Annotated in this window: 13 protein-coding genes; 5 read left to right on the forward strand and 8 right to left on the reverse strand. The window is 42.5% G+C overall.

Translation table 11 applies throughout. The features are described from left to right. Positions 1-54: 54 nt before the first annotated feature. From C7E02_RS07875 to C7E02_RS07890, 4 genes are all read right to left on the reverse strand, one after another. Complete coding sequence (locus C7E02_RS07875; protein WP_105309251.1) at positions 55-1539, reverse strand: DUF512 domain-containing protein; 1485 nt, start codon at positions 1537-1539, stop codon at positions 55-57. 35 nt (positions 1540-1574) lie between these two features. Then, the gene (locus C7E02_RS07880; RefSeq protein ID WP_105309252.1) at positions 1575-2969 is read right to left on the reverse strand and encodes an MATE family efflux transporter; all 1395 of its coding nucleotides are present in this window, start codon (positions 2967-2969) and stop codon (positions 1575-1577) included. A 40-nt stretch (positions 2970-3009) separates the two neighbouring features. Next, positions 3010-4107 carry a sugar kinase gene (locus C7E02_RS07885; protein ID WP_105309253.1) on the reverse strand — a complete coding sequence of 366 codons (1098 nt, stop codon included), beginning with the start codon at positions 4105-4107 and terminating at the stop codon, positions 3010-3012. Between the two features lie 149 nt (positions 4108-4256). Then, positions 4257-4838: a M48 family metallopeptidase gene (locus tag C7E02_RS07890; RefSeq protein ID WP_005340114.1), complete on the reverse strand. Its 582-nt coding sequence runs from the start codon at positions 4836-4838 to the stop codon at positions 4257-4259. Positions 4839-5179: 341 nt separating this feature from the next. On the opposite strand from C7E02_RS07890, the gene C7E02_RS07895 reads away from it, so the two are divergent. The 3 genes from C7E02_RS07895 to C7E02_RS07905 all read left to right on the forward strand — a co-directional run bounded on the left by C7E02_RS07895 (position 5180) and on the right by C7E02_RS07905 (position 8665). Continuing rightward, entirely contained in the window at positions 5180-5920 is a 741-nt protein-coding gene (locus C7E02_RS07895) for a GTP pyrophosphokinase (protein ID WP_005340116.1), read from the forward strand. Between the two features lie 297 nt (positions 5921-6217). Continuing rightward, on the forward strand, positions 6218-7543 hold the full coding sequence (locus C7E02_RS07900; RefSeq protein ID WP_005340129.1) for a Na+/H+ antiporter NhaC family protein: 1326 nt from the start codon (positions 6218-6220) through the stop codon (positions 7541-7543). A gap of 21 nt (positions 7544-7564) precedes the next feature. Further along, complete coding sequence (locus tag C7E02_RS07905) at positions 7565-8665, forward strand: uroporphyrinogen decarboxylase family protein (protein WP_105309254.1); 1101 nt, start codon at positions 7565-7567, stop codon at positions 8663-8665. Positions 8666-8677: 12 nt separating this feature from the next. On the opposite strand, the gene C7E02_RS07910 is transcribed toward C7E02_RS07905, so the two are convergent. Beyond that, complete coding sequence (locus C7E02_RS07910; protein WP_105309255.1) at positions 8678-9211, reverse strand: DUF3877 family protein; 534 nt, start codon at positions 9209-9211, stop codon at positions 8678-8680. Between the two features lie 356 nt (positions 9212-9567). On the opposite strand from C7E02_RS07910, the gene C7E02_RS07915 reads away from it, so the two are divergent. Further along, on the forward strand, positions 9568-10842 hold the full coding sequence (locus tag C7E02_RS07915; protein ID WP_105309256.1) for a dihydroorotase: 1275 nt from the start codon (positions 9568-9570) through the stop codon (positions 10840-10842). A gap of 299 nt (positions 10843-11141) precedes the next feature. On the opposite strand, the gene C7E02_RS07920 is transcribed toward C7E02_RS07915, so the two are convergent. Together C7E02_RS07920 and rlmD are read right to left on the reverse strand one after the other, a co-directional pair. After that, a complete protein-coding gene (locus tag C7E02_RS07920; RefSeq protein ID WP_105309257.1) occupies positions 11142-13184 on the reverse strand; it encodes a diguanylate cyclase domain-containing protein in 2043 nt (680 codons plus the stop codon). A gap of 299 nt (positions 13185-13483) precedes the next feature. Then, positions 13484-14620: a 23S rRNA (uracil(1939)-C(5))-methyltransferase RlmD gene (gene rlmD / locus C7E02_RS07925; protein ID WP_105309258.1), complete on the reverse strand. Its 1137-nt coding sequence runs from the start codon at positions 14618-14620 to the stop codon at positions 13484-13486. 335 nt (positions 14621-14955) lie between these two features. Here rlmD and C7E02_RS07930 point away from each other — a divergent pair, with 335 nt between their 5' ends. Next, positions 14956-16290 (forward strand): sodium-dependent transporter, encoded by a 1335-nt coding sequence (locus tag C7E02_RS07930; protein WP_105309259.1) that lies wholly within the window; start codon positions 14956-14958, stop codon positions 16288-16290. A 63-nt stretch (positions 16291-16353) separates the two neighbouring features. Here the strand turns inward: C7E02_RS07930 and C7E02_RS07935 are convergent, their stop codons facing one another. After that, on the reverse strand, positions 16354-17535 hold the full coding sequence (locus C7E02_RS07935) for a sugar transporter (RefSeq protein WP_105309260.1): 1182 nt from the start codon (positions 17533-17535) through the stop codon (positions 16354-16356).

A 17535-nucleotide genomic window follows, 5' to 3' on the forward strand; every position in this document is an offset into this window, starting at 1 on the left:
GGCTCATTACTTTTTTTAATGTTATTTTTTAGTCATACTTATTTTTCAATTACATTATCTGTCATACGCCTTTACATAGACAAAATTATCATTGGTACGCTCCATACTATATTCCGGATTCAGAATTGCCTCAACAAAATCTCCTCCACCAGATTCTATTGGAATAAGCCGCATTCCGAGCTTCTGTTCCACGTCTTCCACAGTCCAGTCATCCAAAAATACCCTTTCTCCGGTACGAAGCATGTTACATGGAATAATGAGATCTTCTCCTAATCCATGCACATTTTTATCAGCACTTCCTATGTTATCCACAAATTTCTTCGCATCAGAGATCTTTCCCACAAAATGTTTCCTACTATTCTCCTGGTACTCTTTTATCTGAGCAGTCAGATCCTGTCCGGTAATCAGTCCGGATACGGTAATTGTCTCACCAAAGAAATCATTCCTTATGGCAAATACATGGATCTGAAGTCCCGGAAATGCCTCCATCATACGCTCTGCAAATGAACAAATGGTTGCGTAAGTCAATTTTCCGGTCGCGATTGTGACCGTGCGCTTCACTTCTTCACGCATTTTGAGATATCCAGGATTGCTTTTCACCTGCTCAAGCGCTTCCGTGAATTCTGTAATGAAAAGCCGCATCATACCGACACCATTTTCCAACTGGATATATCCGTCATACCGCTCTTCTTCCGGGAAATCACGTCCAGCGGTAATATACCATTCATCGCTTGCATGCATAAAATGAAGTCCATATTCTTCATAATATTTTTTCTGACGGCTCTCGATCATATCAATAATCTCTCCAGCCTCTTCTTTCGTAAAAAGTTCCAGCGGATAAAGATTGTCTCTGTACTTCGTGATACCCGCAGGCACAACAGAGACACTGCGCATAAACGGAAGATATTTTGACAGATCGTCCATCGTGCGTTCCAGCTCTTTTCCGTCATTCACACCTTTACAACACACGATCTGACCATTCATCTCCACATGACCTTCATAAAGCCGATCTAAAAATTTCAACTTTTCTCCTGCAAATCGGTTATTCAGCATTTTACAGCGAAGTTCCGGGTTCGTAGTCTGCACGGAAATGTTGATCGGCGCCAGCTGCATCTTGATAATGCGGTCTACGTCCTTTTCTTTCATATTAGTCAGCGTAATATAATTCCCCTGTAAGAAAGAAAGTCTGGAATCATCATCTTTAAAATATAAGGTCTCTCGCATATTCGGCGGCATCTGATCAATAAAACAAAAAATGCATTTATTGCTGCATGATTTGTAATCACTCATCAACTGATTCTCGAATTCGATGCCAAGATCGTCATCGTAATCCTTGTCGATTTCCAGAGCCCATTCTTCTCCATCCGGTTTGCGAATAAGCACTTCTATATATTCGTCCTTTATCATATAACGATAATCAAACACATCTTCAATTGACTGATCATTGATCGACAGCAGTACATCTCCCGGTTCAATCTCCAATTCTTCTGCGATGGAGCCCGGATAGACTTCCTTAATCAAATGTTCTACCTTCTTCATATGGATTCCATCCTCCTTTCTTCGTTATTTATCATTTATAATCTGTTATCAACGTTTATCTTTTCATTTTCAGCTTTCGCATTTCTTGCACTTTTTATGTGCTCTGCTTCGTTGATCTGCTTCAGAGCCCTTACATATCCGCCAATCAGCATCAATGTCATAAAAATCCAGATAATCGGCTCTGTATAGATAACTCCAGTGTATCCCAAAACTGGCACGATCCAGATCGTGGATACTATTTTCAACACAAGTTCCAGAATACTGGACGCCACCGGAATGACTTTATGTTCCAGCCCCTGAAGAGAACAACGCAATACAAACAGTGGTCCAAGTACAAAATAAAATGACGTATTTCTTGTCAGATAACGGTATGCCGTATCCAAAATATAGGTATCATTACTGCTTGTGATCCAACGAATCAATAGGTGTCCAAATATCCAGCAAAATGTGGTAAATATAACTCCCTGCACAAGTACGATCACAAATGCCTGATGGATTCCCTTTTTTATCCGGTCATATTCTCCTGCCCCCAGATTCTGGCTGGCATAAGTCGTCATAGCCATGCCTGTACACAGCATCGGAACATTGGTCAGTTCCTCAATTCTTCTTGCCGCAATATGCGCCGTCACAATCTTCGTACCAAGTCTGTTTACTGCAGTCTGGAAAATCACGGTACCGATACTCACAAAACAGGACATCATACCAAGTGAAATTCCAAATACGGTCATCTCCTGATACTTTCTTCTCTGTACCTGCCATTCCTGCCCCTTTGGCACAAGTTCCCGGAACCTAAAAAGCAAGTACGCCATACACAGAACTCCTGCAATACACTGGGCAATATTGGTCGCATGCGCTGCACCGCGAAGTCCCATGGAAAATGTATGCACAAAAAGAATATCCAGAAAAATGTTCAAAATGACTGCAACTACAAGGCATAAAAGCGGAATCCGGCTTTCTCCGACCGCTCTCAATATATTGGCACTGTAATTGTAAAGAGAAATGAATGCTGTCCCCATAATAATAATGCGGATATATTGAAGTGCCTCTTCCATAATATCTGCCGGTGTGTCCAATATATGCAAAAGTCCTTCTATCCCAAGAAGCGCACCTACTGTAAGAATCAGCGTCATTGCAACTGTCATAATAAAACTTCCTGCCACATAACGTCGCATATTCTTATAATCTCCTGCTCCAAAACATCTGGATATCGGAATTCCAAATCCCTGGGTCACTCCATTCACAAAACCAATAATCAGATTCGCAATAACTGCTGTTGCACCAACTGCTGCAAATGCCTGTGTCCCTACATAAGTGCTGACAATTTTACCATCTGCCAGATTATATAATTGTTGTAAAAGATTTCCAAAAATAATGGGCAGGGCAAAGGTCATTATGACCTTTGCCGGACTGCCCTTCGTCAATTCCCTCATAGAATAACATTTACTCTTTCTGCTAAAACCAGTGTATGAACTATCTCTGAACTCGTGCTCCTGCACCACCCATGATAGCTTCTACTTCTTTCTTGCTGGCCATAGTTGTGTCTCCAGGTGTTGTCATAGCAAGTGCTCCGTGAGCTGCTCCGTAGTTAACTGCAAGCTCTGCATCCTCTGTTGTCATCAGTCCATAGATAAGTCCTGATGCGAAAGAGTCTCCTCCACCTACACGGTCCATGATCTCAAGTCCCTTGTAGTCTTTTGCTTTGTGGATTTCTCCATCTGCCCAGCAGATAGCGCTCCAGTCGTTCACTGTAGCTGTCTTAACCTCACGAAGAGTTGTTGCAACAGCTTTGAAGTTCGGGTATGTCTTAGCTGCTTCATTGATCATCTTCTTGTATCCGTCAAGATTAAGCTGCTTGAGATCTTTGTCGTTACCCTCAATCTCAAATCCGAGGCATGCTGTAAAGTCTTCCTCGTTACCGATCATAACGTCTACATATTTTGCGATCTCTTTGTTCACTTTCTGAGCTTTCTCCTGTCCACCGATTGCACTCCACATAGAAGGACGGTAGTTCAGATCGTAAGATACGATTGTTCCATACTTCTTAGCTGCCTTGATAGCTGCAAGTACAGTCTCACATGACTGCTCGGAAAGAGCCGCATAGATTCCGCCTGTATGTAACCAGCGAACTCCAAGCTCACCAAAGATATAATCAAAATCAAAATCTTCCGCTGTTGCCTGAGCGATTGCTGTATTCGCACGGTCAGAGCATCCTACTGCACCACGGATACCAAATCCACGCTCTGTAAAGTTGATACCATTTCTGCAGATACGTCCGATTCCGTCTGTCTTCTTCCAGTTAATTAAAGATGTATCTACTCCACCCTGAAGAATAAAGTCCTCCATCAGTTTGCCAACTTCGTTATCAGCAAATGCTGTGATAACTGCAGTCTTCATACCGAAGCATCTTCTAAGTCCGCGGACAACGTTGTACTCTCCGCCGCCTTCCCATGCACGAAAGTTTCTTGCTGTACGGATTCTTCCCTCACCCGGATCAAGACGAAGCATAACCTCACCTAATGATACTGCGTCAAACTGGCACTCCTCTTTTGGTCTTAAATTCAGATTCATTTTCATTTCCTCCTAGGATTAAATTATTAAAGTTATAAGTAATCCATATATCACCATCGGTACTATTATACAATCAACACTCTGGAAAATCCAGCACGAAATACTCGAAAGTAGGGAAAACCTGCAAAAACCGTGAATTTCTATAAAAATTAATGCTTTATAGCAAATCTTGACAGCAGTTTCTTCCGCTCTTTGTAATCCGGCATATACTTCTCCACTTCTTTCCAGAATGCTTTCGAATGATTCATAAATCTGCGGTGTGCCAGCTCATGGATCACTACATAATCCACGATCCGGTCCGGCACAAACAACAGTCTGCAATTAAAATTGAGATTTCCTTCACTGCTGCAGCTTCCCCACCTGGTCTTCTGATTCCGCATAGTGATCCGTCCATAACTGACACCCATAACAGATGCGTAATGCGATACCTTTTCTTCTATAAATGTCTGTATACGCTCTCTATCGCTTTCTTCTGTCACTTCCGGAAGATACACAATATCCGGGCGGTTGTCTTTTGAAAGAACCAGTTTTCTCTTCTTAAATATCCATTCTGCATGTCCCTCAATAAATTCCTGCACAGCATAATCCATCACCTGCATCGGAACTCTGGCACAGACCGTCCCATCTGCTTTCACCTGAAGTCCCATCGAACGTCTGGATGAGCGGATGATCTGTACCTCTACCGGTTCTTCATTTTTCTGTTCTACCCTATATATTTTCATTTGATCCATAATTCACCACCATATATCAGTGTCACAATCACACAACACATCTATCGTCTTCCTTTTATTATTAAGATAAGGTTCTCTTTTTCTTCTCATAATCATACCAAATCTGACATTAATTAACAATTGTAGGATAGATTATCTTTTCATATCATGGTATGATTATGATGCCTGATGGGATTGTAAAAATCCATTCAAGAATGCCTTGGCATTCTTGCTGCGAGGTGCGCGTCATGCAATTGCATGACATACTTCTACTGCGCACCTCTGAAATCCTGCCGGCTAGCTACATACATAATTTTGGAATTATGTATGCTGTATTGATAAAAGAAAGGAGCACTAAGATTTTGAGACCTATAGAAAAACTCATTGAAAAAAGAAAAGAAGAATTCATCCGCAACAATCTGATGTCGGATGAGTTTATTGATTTTATACAGCAGAACAAAAAACCAATGGACAAACTGCTCTCTTACTATGCCTGCGCAATTATGGAAGTAGAGACAAAATTCCGTGTTCTGGATCATCAGTATTCTCTGGAATACGACCGCAACCCGATTGAAGACATCAAATCCCGTGTCAAATCCTGGGAGAGCCTTATAAAAAAAGTCCGCCGGAAAGAAATCCCTCTGACACTCTCTTCTATTGAAGAGAGTATTCACGATATTGCCGGAGTACGCGTCGTCTGTTCTTTTCCTGATGACATCTACATGCTTGCCGACTGCCTGTTAAATCAGGATGACATCACACTGATTGAAAAAAAGGATTACATAAAAAACCCAAAACCGGGCGGATATCGAAGTCTTCATCTGATTATCAGCGTGCCAATCTTTCTTCAGGACGAAAAGCGCATGGTTACTGTAGAAGTTCAGCTTCGAACCATAGCCATGGATTTCTGGGCAAGTCTGGAACACAAGATCCGCTATAAAAAAAATATTCCGGAAGACAAAGCTCTCTATCTCCAGAATGAGATGCTGGAATGTGCCGAAATCAGCGCCGACCTCGACCGCCGTATGCAGAATGTCCGTGATGTTATCTCAAAAAATGTACCAAAAGAAGAAAAAATCCCATTTCTCGGAGAGATGATTTAGACTTGATTTCTCCAAATGATTCCGATTACCTTTATATCATAGTTGGGGGTTTTGCCCCCAACACCATTTAATTGTTCAAATACTATTCATCCATCCCTTCAATTATAGTTTTATCCTATATCTAAATATAATATTTATTAATATCACCAATATGTTATCTAGTATTATTACACAAATCTATTTGATATTTTTTACTTTTCCCTGTACAATATGCCTTGCATTAGAAAAACACGTTTTGATCAAGACTACTTTTTTAAACAACAACAAAATAAGGTTATTTTAAAGGAGAATTATAAAATGGAACCAAATCAGAAAAAAGCGAACGGTCTGGCTCTCATTCCTTTCGCAGTATTTGTAGGGGTTTACCTGGCCACAGGAATTACCTTGAATGCAATGGGTGTTGAGATGGCATTCTATCAGCTGCCTACTCCAATTGCTTCATTTATCGGTATTATTGTTGCTTTTGCTATGTTCAAGGGAAAATTTGATGACAAGTTATCTGTTTTCCTTCACGGTTGTGGAGAAGAAAATATCATGATCATGTGTATGGTCTTCTTGTTTGCCGGAGCATTTACATCTGTTTCTTCCGCAATGGGCGGTGTTGACTCCGTTGTAAATCTGGGTATGACTTTCATTCCTCCACAGTTCATCGCTGCAGGTGTTTTCGTGATATCATCATTCATTTCCATCTCAACAGGAACTTCTGTTGGAACGGTTACTGCTGTAACACCAATTGCACTTGGACTTGCACAGGCCGGTGGACTCAATCAGTTCCTCGTGGTAGGTGCTACGATCGGTGGATCTATGTTTGGAGATAACTTATCCATGATTTCCGATACAACCATCGCTGCCACACGAACACAGGATGTAGAGATGAAAGACAAATTCCGTGCCAACTTTAAGATCGCTCTTCCTGCTGCACTTGTAACATTTGTTTTATTACTGATTTTCGGTCGTCCGGAAACTTTACCTGCAGTACAGGAGTACTCTTACAATATTATAAAAGTTCTGCCATACATCTTCGTACTGGTTGCATCACTGCTCGGTGTCAATGTATTCGCAGTTCTGACTGGCGGAATCCTGTTCTCCGGTGCTATCGGTCTTGCAACCGGAAGCTTTTCCGCACTGGAACTTGCCAACAATGTTTATAACGGCTTTTCCGGAATGTTCGAAATCTTCCTGTTATCTATGATCACAGGTGGTCTTGCTAAAATGGTAGAAAAAGAAGGCGGCTTAGAATGGCTTCTTCAGAAAATCAGCAAAGTTATCAAGAACCGTCAGACTGCAGAGCTCGGCATCGCTGTCATGACTTCTCTGACTAACATTGCAACAGCCAATAACACAGTTGCAATCCTGATCGACAGTACAATTGCAAAAGATATCAGCAAAGAATACGGTGTGGATCCAAAACGTACCGCCTCCCTTCTCGACATCTTTGCCTGTGCTTTCCAGGGAATCCTGCCATATGGTGCACAGATTTTATTTGCCTGCGCTCTTATGGAGAATCTGAACAGCCCGTTCCAGGTAATCACGCAGTGCTGGTATCAGTTCATCCTGATGGCATTTGCAATCCTGTCCATCTTCTTTGCAAAAGGTGTAGATATGAAAAAAGCAACAAACTAATATGTGAGGTTATAAAAAAATATGATAGAACAGTACTTAAAAGGTCTGAAAGTTCCAAAAGATGAACTGACCGCAATTGAACGTAACAAATTGCTGAATGAAGGAAAAGACGTAGACCGGATTATGTGCTGCATAGATTCAGGGGAGACATTGGCTCCCCTGATTGGCTGTACTCTTCCGGAATATTACTTTTCTGCCGAGAAAATGTGTGAACTCGAGGAATATATTTATAATAAGTTCCACTCTGACGGAGCCGGCCTGTCCACAACCTTGCGCGGCATGGCAGAGGCTATGGGATCAAAAATCAAATATTCTGATTACAACATTGCCCAGCTTGAGACTCCTGCCATTTCAAGTCTGGATGAAGTAGACAAATTAAAACTGATAAATGTAGATGAAGACGGACGCCTTCCTATTATTTTAAAAGGTCTGAAAATGGTCAAAGAAAGACTTGGAGACAAAGTCCCTGTGAGCGGGACTGTCACTGGACCATTTACCGTTGCCTCAATGCTTGTTGGAACAGAAAATCTTCTGAAAGGTATGGTAAAACAACCGGATAAAGTCCTTCAAATGATGGACATCATTACAGAAAATAATAACCGTTACATCCAAAGACTCCTGGACATGGGCGTAGGAATTGGATTTGCAGATCCGGTAAGCTCCACCTCTCTTCTTCGTGTGAAACAATATGAGAAATTTTCACTTCCATTTTTCCAAAAGAATGTAGACTTTATCAAAAGCCAGGGTGGGGGATGCGGTCTTCATATCTGTGGTACAAGCCGTAAATTATGGGAACTCCTTATTCCGACCGGAATCGGTACATTTGGTCCGGACAATGTCGAGGATATGGCAGAAGCCAAGGAAATCCTCGGACCATATATGTGCATTCAGGGAAATGTCCCTCCTGTAGAAGTCATGCGTCTTGGAACTCCTTACGATGTTCTTCGCGCATCCAGAGAAAGTATCCGGAAAGCTTATGACTCCCCGAAAGGTTTCGTGCTGACATCCGGATGCCAGACTCCGATGTTCACACCAGAAGAAAATATGACTGCACTTATGGATGCAGCCCGTATCTTCGGGCATTATCCGATCAATCGGGATTTATTAAGGATGGAGGATTAATCCTCCATCCTTTTAAAATTCAAAATCTGCATAATCTTCCGGCAGGAATCTGTGATAAATGATATGACAGCCTTCATCTTTAAAGCAATAATAGTATCTGTCCTCACTTCCCTCTGGAAATCTCACATAGAAATCAAACTCTCCGTTATTCATCTCTTCTGTGATTGTGTTTTCATTGTACTGACCAAACAATTCCAGAATCTTTTTCTTCGTGCAGCCATGTTCTCTCACCAGTTCAATCAGTTCTTTGATAAATTCATTTTCAGCGGTATGCTCATGCACATACTCACTTCCCTGCTCCGGAATATGGAAGCAGAAACGATCTTTTTTATGTGTTACAGCAATTTCTCCAAGTCTTGCTTTCATATCTTCCGGTAAATGTGTCAGTCTCTCTGCCATCTCCTCCACTGTATCCTCAGTATCAAAGAAATGATTCAGCGTGCTGAGTGGATAATATAATCTTACATCTTCTTTTCTATATCCCAGCTTTGCCTGCTCTTCCTTTACAATATCAATCAGGCTCTGTTCCAAACGTTTATATTCCATCCTACCAATCTCCTTTTTACTGCTTTATTTCTTATCAGACACATAGTTGTTCCTGCCTGCTTTCTTCGTATATAAATGATACTAACGGAACATTTCGCACTTCCACAATCCCGGCTCATTATACTACATCCACCTGTATTGTACCATTCTTTCTATAACATTTCAGGATGAACTGCAATTATTTCCATGAAGTTTGACATGGCCCCTGTCTATCCCTTATACTAATTTACAGAAATATTCCCGGTATTCCATGTTGCCAGGACATCCCATATGATGCCTGTAAACTCATTTATTACATTTGAAAATATGTCGGGAATGATACGAAATTCATACATGACAGGAGGATAATAATTCTTATGATTATAAAAAATGGACTCGTCGTTGATCCGGCTTTGGGACTTTCCGAAAAGATGGATCTTGCGATTGAAAATGGAACAATTCTGAAAATAGAAAAAAACATTGATACAGATCAAGTTTCAAATGATACCGAAGTCCTGGACGCCACAGGACTTGTCGTTGCTCCGGGACTGATTGATACTCATGTACATTTCCGCGATCCGGGATTTACTTATAAGGAAGATCTTCATACCGGTGCACTTGCTGCTGCAAAAGGCGGATTTACAAGTGTCATCTGCATGGCAAATACTTCACCGGTCGTTGACAGTCTCCCTGTGCTCAAAGATCTGATCGACCGCGAGAAAAATGAAGACATCCGTATCTTCCAGGCAGCTGCCATTTCCTGCTCTCTGAAAGGAAAAGAAGCTGTCGACATGGAGGCTATGAAAAATGCCGGTGCATGCGGGTTCACTGATGACGGAATCCCTCTCTTGGACGCTGATTTCTGTTACCGTGCTATGGAACATGCCGCAAAATTAGGTGTACCTGTAAGTCTCCATGAGGAAGATCCTTCTTTTATTCAGAATAATGGAATCAATCACGGTACTGTATCTGAAAAGCTTGGCGTCTATGGTTCCCCGTCCATTGCCGAGGAATCGTTGGTTGCCCGTGACTGTCTTCTGGCACTTCGCTCCGGCGCAGATGTTGTTATCCAGCATATCAGCTCTGGTGTCTCTGTAGAAATGGTCCGCACTTTTAAAGCCCTCGGTGCTAAAATTCACGCAGAAGCAACACCGCATCATTTTACTCTGACTGATGAGGCACTTCTGACTTACGGAACGCTAGCCAAAATGAATCCGCCACTTCGCACCGCAAAGGACCGCCAGCAGATCATCGAAGGTCTTGCAGACGGAACCATTGACCTCATTGCCACCGATCATGCTCCACATAGCATGGAAGAAAAGAATAAACCTCTTACAGAAGCACCAAGCGGAATCACTGGTCTTGAGACTTCTCTTGCACTTGGCATCACAAGTCTTGTAAGACCTGGGCACCTGACTCTGTTACAACTTCTGGAAAAAATGACTGTCAATCCGGCAAAGCTTTACCATCTACCATACGGACAGATCAAAGAAAGTGCTGCTGCCGATCTGGTTATCTTTGATCCGGAAGAATGCTGGAAACCTGGCGATTACGCTTCCAAATCCTGCAATACCCCGTTTACCGGACAGGAACTTTTCGGAAAAATAAAATATACGATCTGTGGCGGTAAAACTGTTTATTCTGATAAATAATGTAAATAATCACTTCATAAAAGTCAAAAGACAGGAAAAAGAACTTCCATACTTACACAAAAAGTTCTCTATCCTGTCTTTTTATTCAAGTCGAACGTCCGTGAGACTTGGCGCGTGATTCTGGTCAGAGAAGCTGACATATTCCTATCAGAATCACTGCGCATCCTCGCGGAGCGTTTATCTCAGTCGGAGACCTAACTCCCACTGAGACAAATTTGCTATTACTCACCACCTGAAGAGGTTGGAGTCTTCTCGACTGAGATAATCACTTTGATATTAAATATCTTCCATCAAGTGCTTTAGCAATTTGCCCCCCACACAGAAATATTCTCTGTTTCTGAACGATGGCTGCCCGCCAGCTCTATGTTATCTTCCGCATCAAAATTATCTACAAAGTCCGAATTCACAACTTCTTTCAAATGATCCTGAATATCGGTCAGACATTCCAAAAGAACCGGATTAAACGCACCACATTCTCCATTCAGAATCATCTTCACAGCCTGTTCATGAGAATAAGCTTTCTTGTACACACGGTCACTGATCAACGCATCATAGGCATCCGCCAGTGATACGACCTGAGCAGAAATTGGAATTTCCTCTCCCACAAGCCCATCCGGATATCCTTTTCCATCATAACGTTCATGGTGCCAGCGGCAAATCTGATAAGCGACTTCCAACAGTATCTCTCCTTGATACATCTTGAGGTTCTCAAGCATGGCGGCTCCAATCAACGTATGTGTCTTCATAATATCAAATTCTTCTTTTGTAAGCTTACCCGGCTTATTCAGAATCTTCTCATCAATTCCTATCTTACCAATATCATGAAGTGCAGATGCCATAGAGATCATATACTGCTCAGACCATGACAGTCCGTACTGCCCCGTCTTTTGGACGAGACGCTCCAAAAGTAATCTCGTCAAAGTCTGAATGTGTAATACATGAGGTCCACTCTCTCCATTACGAAATTCCACAATCTGGCTTAAGATTCCGACCATCATCCGGTTATTCTTCTCTTTCTCATAAATCTGGTCAGCAACAAGAGAAATCAATCTCCTCTGTTTTGCATAAAGCTTAATGGTATTAAACACTCTTTGATATACGATTTTCGCGTCAAATGGACGTCTGATATAATCTGCGATCCCCATCTCATATGCCCGGCGTATATAATCCTCAGATTCTTCACTGGAAATCATAATGACCGGGATATCATCCATCCAGTGCTCTCTTGCCATAGCCGCAAGGACCTCGAAGCCATTCATGACCGGCATCACAATATCCAGCAACATCAGTGATATGCCCGTACCATACTGCTTAAGCATCTTCAATGCCTCTTCTCCATTCTCAGCTTCCAAAATTCTGAAATCGTCCTGAAGCATCTCTGTAAGGATTTCCCGGTTCATCTCCGAATCATCCACGATTAAAATCTGCTGCTTAACTTTTAATGCTTCAAGTGCAGTTCCATCCTCACCCTCCTCATTCGCAAAATCTTTCTCTGTAACGACTGTGTTCTTTCGATTCTTCGCAAGATACATAAACTTATCCGCTTCCATTACCGTCTCCTCGACAGTCCTTCCTGCAGACATGACTCCACCGATACTTGCTGATAACTGAAGCCTTGAATATGTCGGAACATTTGCATTATAAATTTCTGTCCGGATCTGCTTAAGCTTTTCTCTGAACATCGTCTCGCTGATTCCCTGCAATACAAGGAGAAACTCGTCCCCTCCATAACGGATCAGAGTATCGTTCTTTCGGATACAATGACGAATTGCTTCCACTGTGGTGATAAGTGCCAGATCACCGGCATTGTGTCCATATGTATCATTATAGATTTTAAAATCATCCATATCAATCATGGCGACCCCGACAGATGCTGTCATCTTCTTGATCCGATCCTCGTAATAGCGGCGATTATATACACCGGTCAGCGCATCTTGATACAGCTTTTCATTATATCTGCTCAACTTCTCCATTAAACGATCACGGTTCTCCAAATCAACCAGGAATTCCTCATCCATCTTCCTGAGCAGCTCCATAACGTATGGCTGTCCGTCAATCTCCACATAACGCGCTGTCACTTGATAAATATCTGAATCCAGGTATTCCAGCTTTGTCCGCACTGACTTCTCCTCGAATGCCCGGGCAGCAATACAATGCGTACATGGCTTTTCCTTCTTCCAGAAATCATAACAATGGCATAATTCCATGTCTCCGCCTGGATTGTCGTTCTCTTCCAGCCGGAACTCCCGCTTATCCAACAGTCTTACAACCGTAAAGACCTTTTTATACAATTCCATCTCCATCTGAGCCTGCTGCATTGTCATAATATAATCTGAAGACATGATTTTAACCCTCCTGCACGATTCAAAAATCCGCGCTTTATCGTTCTGGTAAACATATTTATTTTACCAAATATAAATAAAATCTACAAGTTGTTTAGCCAGAAAGATTGTCAAAACTTTGTCCTACTTATTCAGCTATGTTTATATTGACAACTGCTAGTTTGATTGTAGCCATTCTGAATTTTGCGCATAAAAAATAGACGCCTTGACTTTGGTAGAGTGAACGTCTATTTTTTCTTAATTTTATTTTTGTGGGTGGCAAATTCACTGAATCGCACTGAACACAATCGAGAAAACGCCTATTTACGCGATAGTGAGCAAACAGTTTCGCAGTGATCGCAGAACGGGAACATATCAACCGGCTGAATCTTTTCCACCTTATAATGATGCTTTGTCAGATATTTCAAATCTCTTGCCAACGTCTCCGGATTACAGGAAATGTAGATGACTTTCTTCGGAGATAACTTTACAACAGAAGATAAGAATCTCTCATCACTTCCGGCTCTCGGCGGATCCATAAATACCACATCGGCTTTTTCACCTTTCGCTGCCATCTCAACCATAAATCTTCCGGCATCTCCCTGATAAAATGCAGCATTCGTGATCTTATTCTCTTTCGCATTGATTCTGGCATCTTTTACTGCATCTTTGTTTAGCTCCACGCCAATCACCTTACCGGCTTTCTTCGCAGCAATCAGCCCAATTGTTCCAATTCCGCAATACGCATCAATCACCGCCTCTTTTCCTGTCAGACTGGCGTAATCGATGGCAGTCTGATATAAAATCTCTGTCTGCACCGGATTGACCTGATAAAAGGACTTCGGTGAAATACGAAACATACAGCCACATAATCTGTCTTTAATAAACCCCGGACCAAAAATCGGCTTTTCCCGGTCTCCCAGAACCATGCTTGTCTGTCTGTCATTTACATTTAACACAACGGTCGTAATCTCCGGATGCGCTTTTCTAAGCGCTTTCACAAAATTATTTTTCGACGGAAAAATCGGTGAACCTGTGACAAGGATGACCATAATCTCTCCTGTAGAAAAGCCTCGGCGGATCAGCACATGACGCAGAAGTCCATAACCTGTGTCCTCATCATATGTCCGGATTTTAAATGATTTCAACATTCCACGAATCGTCCGGATAATCTCCTGACTCTTCTCGTCTTCAATCAGACAATTCTCCACAGGCACTACTCTGTGTGTGCCTTCTTCGTAAATACCGGAAATAATATTTCCTTTCCGGTCACGGTCAAATACCGCATGCACTTTATTCCTGTAATAATATGGATTCTCCATTCCGATGATTGAACAGACCTTCCCGTATGCTCCAAGAAGACTCTGTTCTTTTTTCTGCTTTTTCTTAAGCTGCTCTTTATAAGGAATACCCTGAAACTGGCAGCCACCACATTTCTTCGATATATTACATTTCATAATTTCCAACTCACCTGTTACCGTTCATACACTGTTCAGACAGTAACACTCCTCTTTCATCTATAACTGTTCAGAACCCCCACCACACAAATTCGCAAAACCGCACGATACTCGTGCTTTCCCACTGCTACGCAGCTAATTTTGCTCATATGTGGGGTGGTAACTCTATTCGAGTCACCTTGAAATAAGAAAAACCGCTACTTACATGCAAGCATGACGCATCAATTTTTCTTATTTCAAGAGGTTCTGAATAGTTACCTTCTATTATAAATTGTGGACATTTTCCCTGCAACCTTTTATAATCAAATCATGTTGTTATTTAAAGGAGAGATCAAATGAGTACTAATCAACACAATCGCGAATCTTTTGGCAGTCGTTGGGGCTTTATCCTCGCCTGCATCGGCTCCGCCGTCGGCATGGGAAATATCTGGATGTTTCCAACCAGAGTGTCCCTTTACGGAGGCGGCTCTTTCCTGATTCCTTATATATTTTTTGTTGCCCTCATCGGCTTCACTGGAGTCATTGCAGAAATGAGCTTTGGCCGTGCTACCAGATCTGGTCCGGTCGACGCATTTGGCTGCGCCTGCGAGGCAAGCGGCAAACGAAAACTCGGAGAAGCCCTTGGCATGATTCCAGTTCTCGGTTCCCTTGCAATGGCAATCGGATACACCGTCGTTATGGGCTGGATTTTCAAATATGCAATCGGTACCCTGACCGGTTCGACTCTTGCCCCAGATAATGTAGAAGAATATGGAAATGCTTTTGGCAGTATGGCTTCTGCATTTGGAAATAATGGATGGCAGATTGGCGCTTTGATTATCTGCATGTTAATCCTCATGCTCGGTGTCGGGGGCGGAATCGAACGTGCCGGTAAAATCATGATGCCGCTTTTCTTCTGCCTGTTTGTTATTCTGGCAGTTTACGTTGCATTCCAACCGGGAGCCATTGACGGATACCGCTACATTTTCCGGGTGGATCCGGAAATGCTGGCATCCCCGTCTACATGGATTTTTGCTCTTGGGCAGGCATTTTTCTCCCTGTCTGTTGCGGGAAATGGAACTCTGATTTATGGTTCCTACCTGTCAGATAAGGAAAATATACCCGCTTCTGCCGCAAAAGTAGCACTTTTTGACACCATCGCCGCAGTCCTTGCAGCCCTGGTCATCATTCCAGCTATGGCAACCACCGGAGCACAGTTAAATCAGGGAGGACCGGGACTATTATTCATCTTCCTGCCGAATCTGATTCGTTCCATGCCGGGAGGCCGGATCATTGCAATCATTTTCTTTGCAGCCGTATTCCTTGCTGGGATGACATCACTAATCAACTTATACGAAGCACCAATTGCAACGGTACAGGAAAAACTACATTTATCCCGCGTACCTGCATGCGGTGTCATTGCAGCAATCGGAATCATCGTTTCACTTCTGATTCAAGGCATCGTCTCCACATGGATGGATATTCTTTCTATATACATTTGTCCACTGGGCGCGGGACTCGCCGGAATCATGTTCTTTTGGGTATGTAAGAAAAGCTACGTCGAAGAACAAGTCAATAAAGGCCGGGAACGGAAATTCACCAAATACTTCATTCCTGTCTGCAGATACATCTATGTACCAATCTGCTTTATCGTACTGATTCTTGGAATCGCACTTGGCGGGATTGGATAATAAAAAAGAATCTGGTTATCCTCATTAAAGGATATCCCGATTCTTTTTTTTACATATCAAATTCTATGATGCGCTTTCTGTTTTATCTCCAACTCGAAATCTTGCCATGCAGATCAAAGTCGCCACTGCCACAATCACTCCACCTGCAAATCCTATATCTTTCAGCGAAATCTTTGTATACACTGTTCCGCCAAACCAGGTTCCGCAGCCAATTCCCAGATTGAAAATTCCCGAGAAGATCGCCATAGCAACAGATGATGCAGCTACAGAGACACAACCAATCAACTCTGCCTGAAAACTTACCTGAAATGCCATAATCGCCAGTCCCCATCCGGCACATACCAAAATCACGGTATACATATTGACAGAAGCTGGATATAAGAGCAGCAGAGCTGCCACAACACCAATCATAACAGTCTGAACAAAAGCATACCGATGATCATCATAATATCTTGAGAACAAATAGCTTCCTCCAAGCCCCGCTACTCCGAATAACATCAGTGCCATAGTTACCCAGTTACTCGGAAGCCCTGCTACCTTCTGCAAAAACGGCTCGATATAACTGTAGCTTGTATAATATCCGGTCGCCACAAGAAAAGTAATTACATAAATGCTCATCAATCTTGCATTTTTGAAAAGCTCCGGAAGCTGTCCCACGGAAAATGATTCTGTTCCTTCCAGCTTCGGAAATACAAATGCCAGATAGCCAAGTACCAGAAATGAAACTATCGCCACACATAAAAATGTCATTCGCCAGCCGATCTGAAGTCCGATCATTCGCCCAAGCGGCATTCCAAGTACCATGGCAATTGATGTTCCGGTAATAATTGCGCTAAGAGCCTTTGACTGATGCTCTTTCGCCACAACCCGAACTGCAACCGGTGATGCGATCGCCCAGAAAATGGAATGTGCACACGCCACACCAATACGTGACAATACAAGAAATGTAAAGCCGCTTGAAATTACCGACAACACCTGGCATACCGCAAACACACTTAACGTTCCAAGCAGCAATTTCTTCGGCTGTATCCTGCACACTAACAACATCAGCGGCAGCGATAATAACGTCACAGTCCAGGAATAGGCTGTAATCATCACGCCCGCCTGAGCCTCCGTCATATGAAACTCATTAGAAATATCTGTTAAAAGCCCAATCGGCATAAATTCCGAAGTATTTACCAAAAACGCTGAAATCGTCATACCGATCAACGGGAGCCACTCCCGTAAAGTCATCTTCGTCTTCAT

The sequence above is a fragment of the Dorea sp. Marseille-P4042 genome (assembly GCF_900290215.1).
Classification (GTDB): domain Bacteria; phylum Bacillota; class Clostridia; order Lachnospirales; family Lachnospiraceae; genus Dorea; species Dorea formicigenerans.